General features: G+C 41.7%; 10 protein-coding genes, 1 tRNA gene, 1 rRNA gene and 1 other annotated feature. All 12 genes read right to left on the bottom strand.

Features of this window, described 5'->3' with window-relative positions; all coding sequences use genetic code 11:
* Window positions 1-360 precede the first annotated feature (360 nt).
* The gene (tadA, locus tag BN1691_RS00165) at window positions 361-843 is read right to left on the bottom strand and encodes a tRNA adenosine(34) deaminase TadA (RefSeq protein ID WP_261795520.1); all 483 of its coding nucleotides are present in this window, start codon (window positions 841-843) and stop codon (window positions 361-363) included.
* Window positions 844-868: 25 nt separating this feature from the next.
* Window positions 869-945: transfer RNA gene (locus BN1691_RS00160), tRNA-Arg, on the bottom strand.
* A 96-nt stretch (window positions 946-1,041) separates the two neighbouring features.
* Window positions 1,042-2,037 (bottom strand): ornithine carbamoyltransferase, encoded by a 996-nt coding sequence (gene argF / locus BN1691_RS00155; RefSeq protein ID WP_048600240.1) that lies wholly within the window; start codon window positions 2,035-2,037, stop codon window positions 1,042-1,044.
* A gap of 132 nt (window positions 2,038-2,169) precedes the next feature.
* Complete coding sequence (gene serS / locus BN1691_RS00150; protein ID WP_048600239.1) at window positions 2,170-3,444, bottom strand: serine--tRNA ligase; 1,275 nt, start codon at window positions 3,442-3,444, stop codon at window positions 2,170-2,172.
* A 44-nt stretch (window positions 3,445-3,488) separates the two neighbouring features.
* Window positions 3,489-3,723 (bottom strand) — a binding site (T-box leader).
* Between the two features lie 36 nt (window positions 3,724-3,759).
* The gene (gene pdxT, locus BN1691_RS00145) at window positions 3,760-4,353 is read right to left on the bottom strand and encodes a pyridoxal 5'-phosphate synthase glutaminase subunit PdxT (protein ID WP_048600238.1); all 594 of its coding nucleotides are present in this window, start codon (window positions 4,351-4,353) and stop codon (window positions 3,760-3,762) included.
* A complete protein-coding gene (gene pdxS, locus BN1691_RS00140) occupies window positions 4,353-5,237 on the bottom strand; it encodes a pyridoxal 5'-phosphate synthase lyase subunit PdxS (protein ID WP_048600237.1) in 885 nt (294 codons plus the stop codon). Before pdxS ends, pdxT begins: the two co-directional genes overlap by 1 nt.
* 466 nt (window positions 5,238-5,703) lie before the next feature.
* Complete coding sequence (locus BN1691_RS00135) at window positions 5,704-6,810, bottom strand: alanine/ornithine racemase family PLP-dependent enzyme (protein ID WP_048600236.1); 1,107 nt, start codon at window positions 6,808-6,810, stop codon at window positions 5,704-5,706.
* A gap of 2 nt (window positions 6,811-6,812) precedes the next feature.
* A complete protein-coding gene (locus BN1691_RS00130; protein ID WP_197082478.1) occupies window positions 6,813-8,192 on the bottom strand; it encodes an APC family permease in 1,380 nt (459 codons plus the stop codon).
* A 107-nt stretch (window positions 8,193-8,299) separates the two neighbouring features.
* Entirely contained in the window at window positions 8,300-9,703 is a 1,404-nt protein-coding gene (gene lysA / locus BN1691_RS00125) for an ornithine/lysine decarboxylase DokD (protein ID WP_048600234.1), read from the bottom strand.
* A 269-nt stretch (window positions 9,704-9,972) separates the two neighbouring features.
* Window positions 9,973-11,307, bottom strand: coding sequence for a D-alanyl-D-alanine carboxypeptidase family protein (locus tag BN1691_RS00120; RefSeq protein WP_048600233.1), 1,335 nt, complete (start codon window positions 11,305-11,307; stop codon window positions 9,973-9,975).
* Window positions 11,308-11,438: 131 nt separating this feature from the next.
* Window positions 11,439-12,899: an IMP dehydrogenase gene (gene guaB / locus BN1691_RS00115; protein WP_048600232.1), complete on the bottom strand. Its 1,461-nt coding sequence runs from the start codon at window positions 12,897-12,899 to the stop codon at window positions 11,439-11,441.
* Window positions 12,900-13,121: 222 nt separating this feature from the next.
* Window positions 13,122-13,238, bottom strand: a 5S ribosomal RNA gene (gene rrf / locus BN1691_RS00110).
* Between the last annotated feature and the right edge of the window lie 4 nt (window positions 13,239-13,242).

Below are 13,242 nucleotides of genomic sequence, written 5' to 3'. Positions count from 1 at the left end.
GCGTTACTTGTCCTTTAGGGCAAAGAACGACGGTTCGCATATATCATTTATTTATCTCGCGCTCCTGCAACCGGAGGTTGCGGTGTCGCGCTACGATAAAAGAAATGATATATTGCTCACAGAGCATAAAAACCTGTTGGTAATGCTCTGTAGTTTTTATCGGCGTTGCAACAGGATGTTGCGATTGTAGCCGATGTTCTTGTGTTGCCGTTTATCGCGGCGACAAAACTTATCTTACCATCCACAAGTAGCGAAGTCAATATCTTTTTCGTTTGAAAAATTTGTATGATGCTTGGTGGGTGGCTAGAGGAGCGAGCATATCCATTATACTCAATTGTAGGGCTGTTTTCTAGCTGTTCTTCAACGTTTACTAGCACGTAGCTTACGGAAGAAATTCTTTAAGAGTTGGGTACATTCTTGCTGTAAGACATTAGAAGTAACTTGAACCTGATGATTAAAGCGCTCATCTTGTAACAAGTTGTAAAGCGTACCTGCGCACCCTGCCTTGGGGTCTCCAGTTCCATAAACAACACGAGGAATGCGCGCCTGCAATATTGCTCCTGCACACATCGGACATGGTTCAAGGGTAACATAAAGGGTGGTATCTGGTAGCCGCCAGCCTCCTAATGTACGACTTGCATCGGAAATGGCCATGATTTCTGCATGGGCCAAAGCATCCTTGTCGATCTCTCGACGATTATATCCACGCCCAATTACCTGCTGATCCTTGACAAGGATCGCACCGATCGGTACTTCTCCAAGCTCTTCTGCTTTCATTGCTTCTTGAATGGCTAGACGCATCCATTGCTCATCAGTATACGGAATGATTCGATACACCTCCAAGAATAGAAACCGTCATAATCCATAATGGCGTCCCAGAGAGGATTCGAACCTCCGACCCACAGTTTAGGAAACTGTTGCTCTATCCTGCTGAGCTACTGGGACATATGCTCGTGTACCTACATGATTGTAACCGATTATGCCCTATTTTTCAACACTGCCAGTATTGGCTTAGGAGGATGTTAAAGGGTAAAAAACCCTTTAACGTCCGAGCGTTAATGCCATCACTGCCTTGATTGTATGCATACGGTTTTCTGCTTCATCAAAAACAACAGAATGCTTACTCCGAAATACTTCATCGGTCACTTCCATTTCTGTTAAGCCAAATTGGTCAAAGATTTTTTTCCCCACATCTGTATTTAAGTCATGAAATGCAGGAAGACAATGGAGAAAAATCGTATAGGGATTCGCTGTGGCTTCCATCAATTCACCATTCACCTGATATGGCTGGAGAAGCTGTATTCTCTCGGCAAAAAGGTCTTCTTCACCCATGGAAACCCATACATCTGTATAGATAGCGTCCGCTCCATGCACTGCTTTCTTTACATCATCTGTAATGATGATGCTTCCTTGATTCTCTCTTGCCACTTCCTGAGCATATTCAACTAACGCTTGCTCTGGGAATAAGGATGACGGTGAGGCGATGGTAAAATGAAGACCCATTTTTGCAGAACCAATAAGCAAGCTGTTCGCCACATTGTTGCGTCCATCTCCAACATAAACCAGCTTTACCCCTTTTAATTTACCAAGCTGCTCTTCGATGGTAAGAAAATCTGCAAGCACCTGAGTAGGATGACACCGATCCGTTAAGCCATTCCAGACAGGCACACCAGCATGCTCTGCTAACAGCTCCACGGTTTCGTGGGAAAAACCACGAAATTGAATTCCATCAAACATCCTACCCAATACCTTAGCAGTATCCTCCACAGATTCTTTTTTACCAAATTGAATATCATCCTTGCCTAGATATTCAGGATGAGCCCCTAAATCCACACATGCAACAGTAAAGGCTGTTCTGGTACGTGTGGAAGGCTTTTCGAAGATTAATGCAATATTCTTACCCTCTAACTGACGATGAGGAATACCGAGCATCTTCATTTGTTTGAATTGCTTGGCAGTTGTTAATAGTAAGGTAATTTCACTTGGCGTAAAGTCCTGAAGGGTCAAAAAGCTACGAGATTGTATTCCTCTAGTCATTTGCGAATCCCCTTTCTTATCACTATTTTGATGTGATGATCGTGATAATCCTCTCCTATTAAGAGAAAAACGAAGAGGAAAACCGACGGGAAACATGAGCCCGCTGGTTTTCCCTTTCAGTTTCTTACCTAACTATTTGATTTGGTCTTTGCCACCCATATAGGGACGTAGCACTTCTGGAATGAGAATTGAGCCATCCTCTTGCTGATAGTTCTCAATAATTGCTGCCACTGTACGGCCAATAGCAAGACCAGAGCCATTGATTGTATGCACAAATTCTGGCTTATCCTTGGGTGCTCGACGAAAACGAATTCCGGCGCGCCGAGCTTGGAAGTCCTCGAAATTACTACAGCTAGAAATCTCACGATAGGTATTATAGCTTGGTAGCCATACCTCTAGATCATATTTCTTCGCAGCTGTAAATCCTAAATCAGCTGTACACATACTCATCACACGATATGGTAGACCCAATAACTGAAGTACACGTTCAGCATCATTAACCAATTTTTCTAACTCATCATAGGAATCTTCAGGTCGCACAAATTTAACAAGTTCCACTTTATTAAACTGATGCTGACGAATGAGCCCACGTGTATCACGGCCGGCTGAACCTGCTTCTGAACGGAAGCAACCGCTGAAGGCAGCATATTTTATGGGCAACTGATCATTGCTTAGAATCTCATCCCGATGGTAATTGGTAACGGGGACTTCTGCAGTTGGGATTAAGAAATAATCTGTATCTGCTACCTTAAATGCATCCTCTTCAAATTTGGGCAATTGGCCTGTTCCAGTCATACTTTGACGATTTACCATGTAAGGAGGTAGCATCTCTTTGTAACCATGGTTCTCCGTGTGTAGGTCAAGCATAAAGTTAATACAAGCTCGCTCCAATCTTGCACCCAAGCCTTTATAAAAAACGAATCGGCTACCTGTCACCTTACCAGCTGCTTCAAAATCTAGAATATCTAATTGATCCGCAATTTCCCAATGGGGTTTTGGTTCAAAGTTAAAGGTAGGCTTTTCTCCCCAAAAACGTACAGGAATATTATCATCCTCTGATGCTCCATTGGGTACCGATTCATGAGGGATATTAGGGATGGATAGGAGAATCAATTCAATCTCTTCATCCAGTTGACGAATCTGCTCATCATATTCCTTGATTTGGTCCCCTACTTCACGCATTTCTTCAATCAATGCTGTGGCGTCCTCTTGGTTCCGTTTGCGACGAGAAACCTCTTCCGAGACTTGATTGCGTTTGCTTTTTAGCTGTTCAACTTCTTGTACGAGCTTCCGCCATACCTCATCTTTTTCCGTAAATTGATCCAGGGCGCTTAAATCCTCACCTCGATTGACCAAACGTTTTCTAATCTCAGTAAAATCACGACGTAATCGTTTTACATCTAACATGTTGGCTCCTCCTTTTCATCATAATAAAAAACTCGTCCCTATTTAGTAGGGACGAGTTATAACCCGCGTTGCCACCCAGATTGCTTAGTCCATAGACAGTTCTTAGGAATACTAAGCCTCTTTCATCTTCTTAACGGAAGAATCCGTGTGTCTGTACTAAACCAAGTGTTCCAAACACCGCTCAGGAAAGGATTCACTAGTTCTTCTGACCAGTTTCCACCAACCACTGGCTCTCTATCCAAAAGAGTGCTAGCTACTATATTCCGTCATCGCTTTATCCTATTCTTTGATAGGATTGTACATCATTCTTTATGGTTATGCAAGTTCCTTATTAACACGTTTTACCATTTGGACAAAATATTCATGGAAACGTGGATCATCAGTTAACTCTGGATGGAATGCCGCAACCAATAAGCGTCCTTCCTCAGCAGCCACGATCTTATTATCAAACTTGGCTAATACATTGGCCTCATTACCTACGGAGATAATATAAGGTGCACGAATAAAGACAGCTTGAAAATCATCAGCGATGCCTTGAATGGCTAGTTTAACCTCAAAGCTTTCCTTTTGACGGCCAAAACCATTACGTGCTACATAGGTATCCATTAATCCGAGATGAACCCAATCCTGACCTTCAATCTCCTTAGCTAATAAGATTAATCCTGCACAGGTACCAAAGATCGGATGACCTTCTTCATAAAATTGAGTAATTGCCTTATCAAATCCATAGAGCTTAATTAACTTACCAATGGTGGTGCTTTCCCCGCCAGGGATAATCAAGCCCTCTACATTAGCAAGCTCTTCCACCCTTTTAATTGGTACACCTTTAGCTCCAGCTTGATTCAGCATTTCAATATGTTCAGATACTGCACCTTGCAGCGCTAATACACCAATTTTAACCCTGTCCATTACCAGCCACGCTCCTGCATCCGTTCACTTTGACTTAGTAAGGAGATATCGATTCCTTTCATCGCGGAGCCTAAGTTTTTAGAAAGGTTGGCGATCAATTCATAATCTTCATAGTAAGTAGTTGCTTGAACGATGGCACGAGCGAATTTTTCTGGGTTTTCTGATTTGAAGATACCAGAACCAACAAAGACACCATCAGCACCTAATTGCATCATCAAAGCAGCATCGGCAGGAGTTGCAACGCCGCCAGCTGCAAAGTTAACAACTGGTAGAGCTCCTTTGTCATGAATTTGGAGTAACAATTCGTAGGGAGCTCCGAGATTCTTCGCTTCAGTCATTAGTTCGTCACGAGACATACCAACGACCTTACGAATTTGTGATTGAACCATGCGCATATGACGAACAGCTTCAACGATATTACCAGTACCTGGTTCACCTTTGGTCCGAATCATGGATGCGCCTTCACCGATCCGGCGTAATGCTTCACCAAGATTACGTGCACCACAGACAAAAGGTACTGTGAATTGAGATTTATCGATATGGAATTCTTCGTCAGCAGGTGTTAGCACTTCACTTTCATCGATATAGTCAACACCCATGGATTCAAGTACACGTGCTTCTACAAAGTGGCCGATCCGTGCCTTGGCCATTACTGGGATGGAGACAGCATTCATTACTTGTTCCACGATAGTTGGATCAGCCATCCGAGCTACACCGCCAGCTTTACGAATATCAGCTGGAACCCGCTCCAATGCCATTACTGCTACTGCACCTGCTGCTTCAGCGATCTTTGCTTGCTCAGCATTAACAACGTCCATAATGACGCCGCCCTTTTGCATTTCAGCCATTCCACGTTTTACCCGTTCTGTTCCTTGTTCCGTCATGATAATTCCTCCTATTCGCAATTGGTATTAATCTCTTTGACGCTGAAGAGAGAAAATCTGAAGCCAATGATTACTTTCACCCAATAATTAGGAATAATTGCATGAATCATAGAAAGCTAAGTAATCAAATACTTCTTTTAGAATGAATTGTACTAGAAAGAGTTCATAAAAACAATCTTACCACATTGGCGAATTCGTGCTAACCACCCGTGAACCGGAACCCAAAATTCAGTGGAATATTTTATCAACATAGGTACGGGATCGTTTACCAGATTTATCTTCTCTTTCAACGGCAGGTTATCAATTCCATCTCATTTGCAAAGAAAAGGGAGAGCTCCCTTTTATTCAGCGTTTTTCTTGCTTTGATATCGACCCTGAGGGAGGGTGCTCTCCACTTGTACTCAGGTATAGCTATCTGATCCTATTCGTTCCTATCCATCTCCAAACTTACCCCTACATCAATCCACTAATCACGAACTGAGACTTTTTCAATTCCAGGAGAGTTACATGCTGCAAGTAATGCAGTGTAGTCAATTTCAAATGGAATAATATCACCAACACGATAAATCTTATCGCAATCTTCAATATCAATAATGGTATGGTCACTGGTTTGACCAAGGATACTAATCTTTTGGTCAATTGGCCAGATGTTAGCATAAGGGATATCTTGTGCACCGAATGCGAGCAATGCACGTTTGCGTGGTCCACGGTCATCAAAATGCTTCGATTGTAAGAATGCGTCCACACCTAACTTACCGAAAGGAACAGTGGGCTTCGTATTACACTCAATGATCTCTGCTTTATAGATATAGAGATCAGATACATAGCGATTAACATCCATGGATGAATGATAGTATTCATCTAGATATTTACCGTCAACATATTCAATACCATATTGATGCAAACCACCGATACGTAGATGATTTAAGCCTGCTGGCCAAATTCCCTTATCGATTAAGTGGTAGCTTGTGCAGTTTCCTGCAGATAGATATTCAAAGTGTGTATGCAACTCATCTTCCAAACGTTTTGCAAGCTGAAGGAAGAGGTTACCATTTTCAACCGTTGGCATTGCCGTTCCATAGCAATTGAAGTTGGTGCCTAACCCATAAATTTTAATGTTTGGTAGAGTTAGTACTTCACGTAGTACATCACGAATTTCATCGTAGTTTTGGAACCAGATACCTTCACGAATATCTCCCATATCAACCATGAAGATGATTTCATGTACTTTATTTTGGCGAACAGCTTCTTTAGAAAGTGCACGAATCACTTCAATTTCAGAGTTCAAAGAAATATCAGCATAACGAACAGCATCATCAATTTCACTCATACAAGGACTACGAAGCAAGCATTTTTTGCATGGTAGATCTTTGATTTTCTTTAGATTGTATACACGAGATTCGGCAACCGTATCAATACCACCCTTAACTAAGGCTTCTGCAGTATCATAGTTACCGTTAAATACCTTATTAACACCCATAACTTTAACGCCGAGTTTTGCTAGGCTTTTTACTTCAACAGCAGCATTGTAAGCCATTTTTCGTACATTAATCTCTAAGCGTGGATACCCCATGATTACTCCTCCTTAGCAGCTGTAGCAGGTTGAGCAGCTTGTCTCTTTTTCGCACGTTTATAAAGAATGTCAGCAACAAGAGCACCGATAATTAAACCGCCAGCTAATTCAGATTCATAAACGAAGATATTCCCCATATCCAATTCTGCAGGTGGGATGAAGATTAGAATTACAGCAAATAGAACCGAAATGAAGCCTAGTGCTGGTAAAATGATTGGCAATACCTTACCAGGAATCATAAATGCGCGATGTACATCAGGTTGATCCTTACGTAATTTATAGTAAGCGATAAACATCAGCATATAAGGTACAAAATAAGTGAGTGTTGTTAATGCAGTTAATGTCCAGTATGCTGCTTCAACACTAGGTGAGATGAAGTTCATAACGCAGAACATTGTTGTAATAACCGCTTGGATGATCAAAGCGAAAGCAGGTGCGCCTGCAGCGTTCGTTTCACTAATCTTCTTACCAAGGATGTTACCATCTTTAGCAGCTACGTTGAGCATATAGATTGGTCCAACCATCCAAGAGTTTACTTGTCCAAGAGCACCGAGACCCATACAAATACCTACGACTGGAAGAAGCCATGGTGCACCTAATTCTTCCCCTGCTGCACCCATCGCTTGCATGAAGCCTGCTACGATGTTTGCATCACTTGCAGGGAACAATACGTTAATGGAAATGGTACCTAAAATGTAGATTGCAACGATAACAATACCAGAGATAAGAATAGCACGTGGGAAATCTTTACCTGGGTTACGAGTATGACCAGCAATCATTGCAGATACTTCCAAACCAGCAAATGCGAACATCATGGATGAACAGAATACGATGGTATCCCAGTGTGCTAAGTCTGGTAACCAATTAGCTGCAGTAAATGTATAATCAGTCATCATTGGACGGCCAGTAACAAGCCATACAACAGCTAGTAATACTAGGATAATTGATGGAACGAAAACCCCGAGGATGGCACCCCAGTTATTGATCCGTTTGGTCCAATCCATCCCTTTAATATTTAACCAAGTTAACACCCACATCATGAGGGCAGAAGCGATACCGATAAAGACCTTATTATCCGCTAGTGCCGGGTCAATAATATACGCGATGGTTACAAAGAAGAAAGATAGCATGACAGGGAAGAAGGTTACACAGCAAATGATAAATAGGAAGGCTACAATCCAACCGACCCGAGGGCCAAATGCTTCTGCAACCCAAACAAAAATACCACCATCTTTTGGCCAACCAGTTGCTAACTCACCGCACACCATTCCTAGTGGAACGAAGAAGCAGAATGCTGCAATGATCCACAAAAGAATGGATGAAGCTCCATAAGGAGCAACGTTCGGGATTTGACGCAAACTCAGGATGGCTACAACGTTCATGAGCACTATATCCTTAACGCCCATTAATTTGTCGTTACTCACAAAAATCATCCCTTCTTGGGTGGGCCTATCAGCTTATGCTGATAGGCCATACCGAAATATAAAGATTAATAGATATCATAACCTACCATATCTTCGTAAGTATCTTGACGACGGATTAATTCAACATTTCCTTCTTTAGTAATCATGAGCACTGCAGTACGTGGACGATTGTTGTACACGGTTTGACTTTCGATGGAATAGGCACCAGCATCAAGGAAGACTACTGTATCGCCAACTTCTGTTTTTGGTGGTAATAGATAGAATTCTCCATCAACACCTTGATGGAAGTAGTCACCGCCATCACAGAGAGGACCAGCGATTTTAACCCATTCATCATGTTTTTGATCCATCTTGCTAGCATTCAATACATGGAAATACCAGCCAAAGTGTAAGCTATCGCCAATTACGCTATAACCAGCATCGACGAATTTCCATTCAACGAGGTCTTGTACGTTACCTTCAACATCATAGTTAGTCTTTGTTTTTTCGCAGCTTACTGTTGTTAGCATGATACAAGCACTACTTGGAACTTTCCGTCCTGGTTCGATACAGATTTGAATATCTTTACGCCATTTATGAACTTCTTCCACAATGGCTTTAGCAAAATCGTCAGAATCAATACCACCGTAGAGATAGTCTTCCATTGGATCTCCATCATCGTAACGATAAGGAACTGGAATACCGCCACCTACGTTGATCAGTTCAAATTCTTGGCCGAAAATCTTTTCAAGTCTCATGGATTCTTCAACCATTACGCGGGTAGCTTTTTGGAATGGTTCTGCTTCTGGCACTTGGTCACCAACGTGCATGTGCAAGCCACGAGCATGAACATGAGGCATTTCTTTAATACGACGAAGCATTTTTTCTGCATCTTCACGGTCGATACCAGATTTAGCATGGAAAGCGGTAACAAGACCAGGGTGAGTAGCAGATGGAACGTTTGGTTCAATCCGTACGCAGACATTGGCAACCTTGCCTAGACGTTCTGCAATTTCATTAATTACTTCTAGTTCATAGAAGCTATCGACGTTGATTAGATATAGATCATTGGCAATCGCAAATTCCAAGTCTTCTGGTTTCTTAACAACACCATTGAAAACAATTTGGTCACCGCTAAAACCAATTTCTAAACATTTACGTACTTCGAACATAGAGTTAGCTTCTGCACAGATACCAGTATTTTTTACTGCACGTAATACTTGCATTACGGAACAAGCTTTTGAAGCATAGAAAATTTTTGTGTTAGGATGAATGCTGAATGCGTTTTTAATTTCATCAATATTACGGATGATTTCTTTTTCGGAGTAGACATAAACTGGTGTAGGATATTTTTTAGTAATCTCCGTTACGTCCACACCTTCGAATGCGAGGTGGCCGTTTACTAAAGAAAAGCGACGGTCATTTAGAACTTTTTTGCGACTTCCTTCAAATGTTTCTACTAATACTTCACGTTTTTTTGTATCAGTCATCTTAGAAAATTCCTCCTCCGTCCAAATTGGAAACATCACAAACCTCGCTTGGATCCACAGGAGGTTCGTTTGTTTCACTTATATTAATAAGCAATTATCGTGCCAACTTTCACAAGTGCATAATTTTCTTTTTTTCATGTAAAACCGCTTGCTTTTCTTCAAACACATACGATTTTTCTAAAAATAATAAAAAAACGCCCAAAATTGGTTGACCAATTTTCAGCGGTCGACTAATTTTAGGCGTTATTTTAGTTAATGAATCGATATGACTAGAACCAGCTGCTTACCGTATCAACGATTGCATGAAAAATTCCTACAAAGAAACCGATAATCGCACGAAATACGAGGCGAATCCAGCTCGCCTTCTCAACATCTTCTTGAGCAATTAAATCAGTAGTAAGTGATGGTTGGTTTGATTGAGATAGATACTCTCCGCCATCCTGCAATTGAATGGATAGAGTACCAACTACATCTCCCTTTTTAATGGGAGCAACTAAATGATCTTGATCATACTCTACCGTCACTTCATAGGCCAAATCTTCACCTTTTGGCACAACCATCCGAATTGCATCTGCTGTCTTTACGGACACTTCCTTCTCTTTTCCTTTTTTAACTTTAGCCGTTACATCATTCTCTTCTGTTCCCCATTTGCTTGCACCCTGTGGAACAATCTCTTTCATCTCAAAGTTTTGAAAGCCAAAATCTAATAAGCGTCGAGATTCATTAAAACGGACATCTTCCGTTTCAGCTCGCATCACTACAGCGATCAAACGCATGCCATCTCGTTGTGCTGTAGAAGTGAGACAGTATTTTGCAGCATCTGTAGAGCCTGTTTTCAAGCCATCCGCACCAGGATATTGAAATGGTGAGCCTTCTACAACAAGCTTATTCCAATTGGTATGCTGTGCAGGACGAGTGGCTCCCATGGGATCTGGTGGAAATGTAATGCTTGAAAGCGATGTAAACTGTGTAATCTCTGGAAAGTCTTGCAGCAAACGTTGCGCCAGTATTGCAGCATCCCGTGCTGACATGTAATGCATATCAGAACCCATACCTTCTGGTGCGTATTCTCCCATCTCTTCAGGAGGATAACCGCTTGCATTTAAGAAGTGGGTATTATTCATTCCAAATTCCTTTGCCTTTTCATTCATCATCTTCACAAAATTAGGTTCACTGCCAGCAATCTGCTCTGCTAAAGCAACAGTGGCATCATTAGCTGAAGCGACTGCCATCCCTTCAAACAGTTCACGAACTGTCCGCTCTTCATTTAAGTTTAACATGACTCGAGAGCCGCGTTGAGCCATAAAATACGCATATTCACTTGCCTTAACCTTGGTCTCCCACGTAAGCTTACCTTGTTTAATCTGATCCAAAACAAGATACTCTGTCATCATCTTCGTCATACTGGCAGGCGGTAGAGGCGTATTCTCATTTTTCTTATATAATACCTTACCAGTAGAAGCTTCAAGTAATATTGCTGAGTCAACTCCAATATCAAAGGATGGTGTTGCTGCATAGACCATGTGAGAATGAGTTGGAATGAAGCTGAAAATCATCAAGAAACTAACCATTAACAGAATTACTGTTTTCTTATAAAACTGCATTGGTTTACACTCCTCTATCTTTCTACGTTAAGCAACAATCACCTTACATTATAAATAAAATGAAGCAAAATAGACAGAGAGAACTCTCTGTCTATTCAACGCATATAAGGAAAAAATGTTTCACAACACCATTAGGAAATTGTATAGTTAGGAGCTTCCTTCGTTATTTGAACATCATGGGGATGACTCTCTTTTAAGCCAGCACCAGTGATACGAACAAATTGGCCTTCATTTTGTAAGGTAACAATATCCTTTGCACCGCAATAGCCCATACCTGCACGAAGACCACCAACAAGTTGAAAAATTGTATCGGAAAGTGGTCCACGGTATGGAAGACGTCCCTCAATACCCTCAGGTACCAATTTCTTGGCATCTTCTTGAAAATAGCGGTCCTTACTACCAGCTTTCATGGCACCTAATGAACCCATGCCGCGATAGACCTTATAACGGCGACCTTGGTATAGCTCCATTTCACCTGGACTTTCGCTTGTTCCTGCAAGCAGACTGCCTAACATGACAACAGAAGCACCTGCTGCAATAGCCTTAGTAATATCACCAGAATACTTGATACCACCGTCTGCAATAACTGGAACGCCGTATTTTCTTGCCTCTTTCGCACAATCATAGATTGCTGTAATTTGCGGAACACCGATACCTGCAACAACTCGTGTGGTACAAATGGAACCAGGTCCAATACCAACTTTGACAACGGAGGCACCTGCAAGGATTAGATCCCGTGTAGCTTCAGCAGTAGCCACATTGCCAGCAATGATTACTAAATCAGGATAATTCTTTCGTACATCCCTTACTTTATCGAGAACTCCTTTTGAATGACCATGGGCAGTATCGATAACAAGGGCATCAATACCTGCTTCCACCAATGCAGCAATCCGTTCATCTGAATCGCTGGCGATACCAACAGCTCCTGCGACAAGAAGTCTTCCTTGAGTATCCTTTGCTGCATTAGGGAATTGAATCGCTTTTTCAATATCCTTAATGGTAATTAGGCCTTTTAGATGATTATTCTCATCAACAAGCGGTAGTTTTTCAATTTTGTGCTGTTGTAAAATCACTTGAGCTTCTTCAAGAGTAGTTCCTACTGGTGCAGTTACCAGATTCTCCTTCGTCATTACCTCCTGAATAAGCTGATCATAATCCCGAACAAAGCGAAGATCACGGTTGGTAATAATCCCAACTAATTTATTTTCATGATCAACAACAGGCACTCCTGATATGCGATATTTACCCATTAATTCCTCTGCATCCATCACCTTATGATCAGGGGTTAAATAGAATGGATTTGTGATGACACCACTTTCTGAGCGCTTTACCTTATCCACCTCTTCAGCTTGCTGTTGGATAGTCATGTTTTTATGAATGACGCCAATTCCACCTTGCCTTGCCATAGCGATGGCCATCTCTGCTTCAGTTACAGTATCCATGCCTGCACTCATGATCGGAATATTCAGCTTCACCTTCTGTGTAAGTGAAGTTGCTATATCTACTTCCTTAGGTAATACCTCTGATTTAGCTGGAACTAGCAAAACGTCATCAAAGGTCAAGCCTTCTTTGACAAATTTATCTTCCCGCATGAACTTGATACCCCTTTCCTGATTTCTGTAATATTGATGGCTCGGTGCTTTTTAAAATTAAAGATTAGTTTATCAAATGGCGCCCATTCTTTCAAGATTTATGACGAAATGTTCGTCAATTTTTTGATGCTTAGTGACTTACTCCTCGTATAAAGAAAGAAACCATTCCGTTTTTTAGGAATGGCTCCTGTTCTTTGATGTTATGTATTAAAAATCAAAACTGCCTGGCAACGACCTACTCTCCCAGGACCCTGCGGTCCAAGTACCCTCGGCGTGAGAAGGCTTAACGGTCGTGTTCGGGATGGGAACGCGTGTGACCCTTCTGCAATCATCACCAGACAGC

The organism is Rubeoparvulum massiliense (assembly GCF_001049895.1).
Lineage (GTDB): Bacteria > Bacillota > Bacilli > Rubeoparvulales > Rubeoparvulaceae > Rubeoparvulum > Rubeoparvulum massiliense.
Note: the sequence above shows the minus strand (reverse complement) of the source record. Positions and strands in the feature narration are given on the sequence as shown.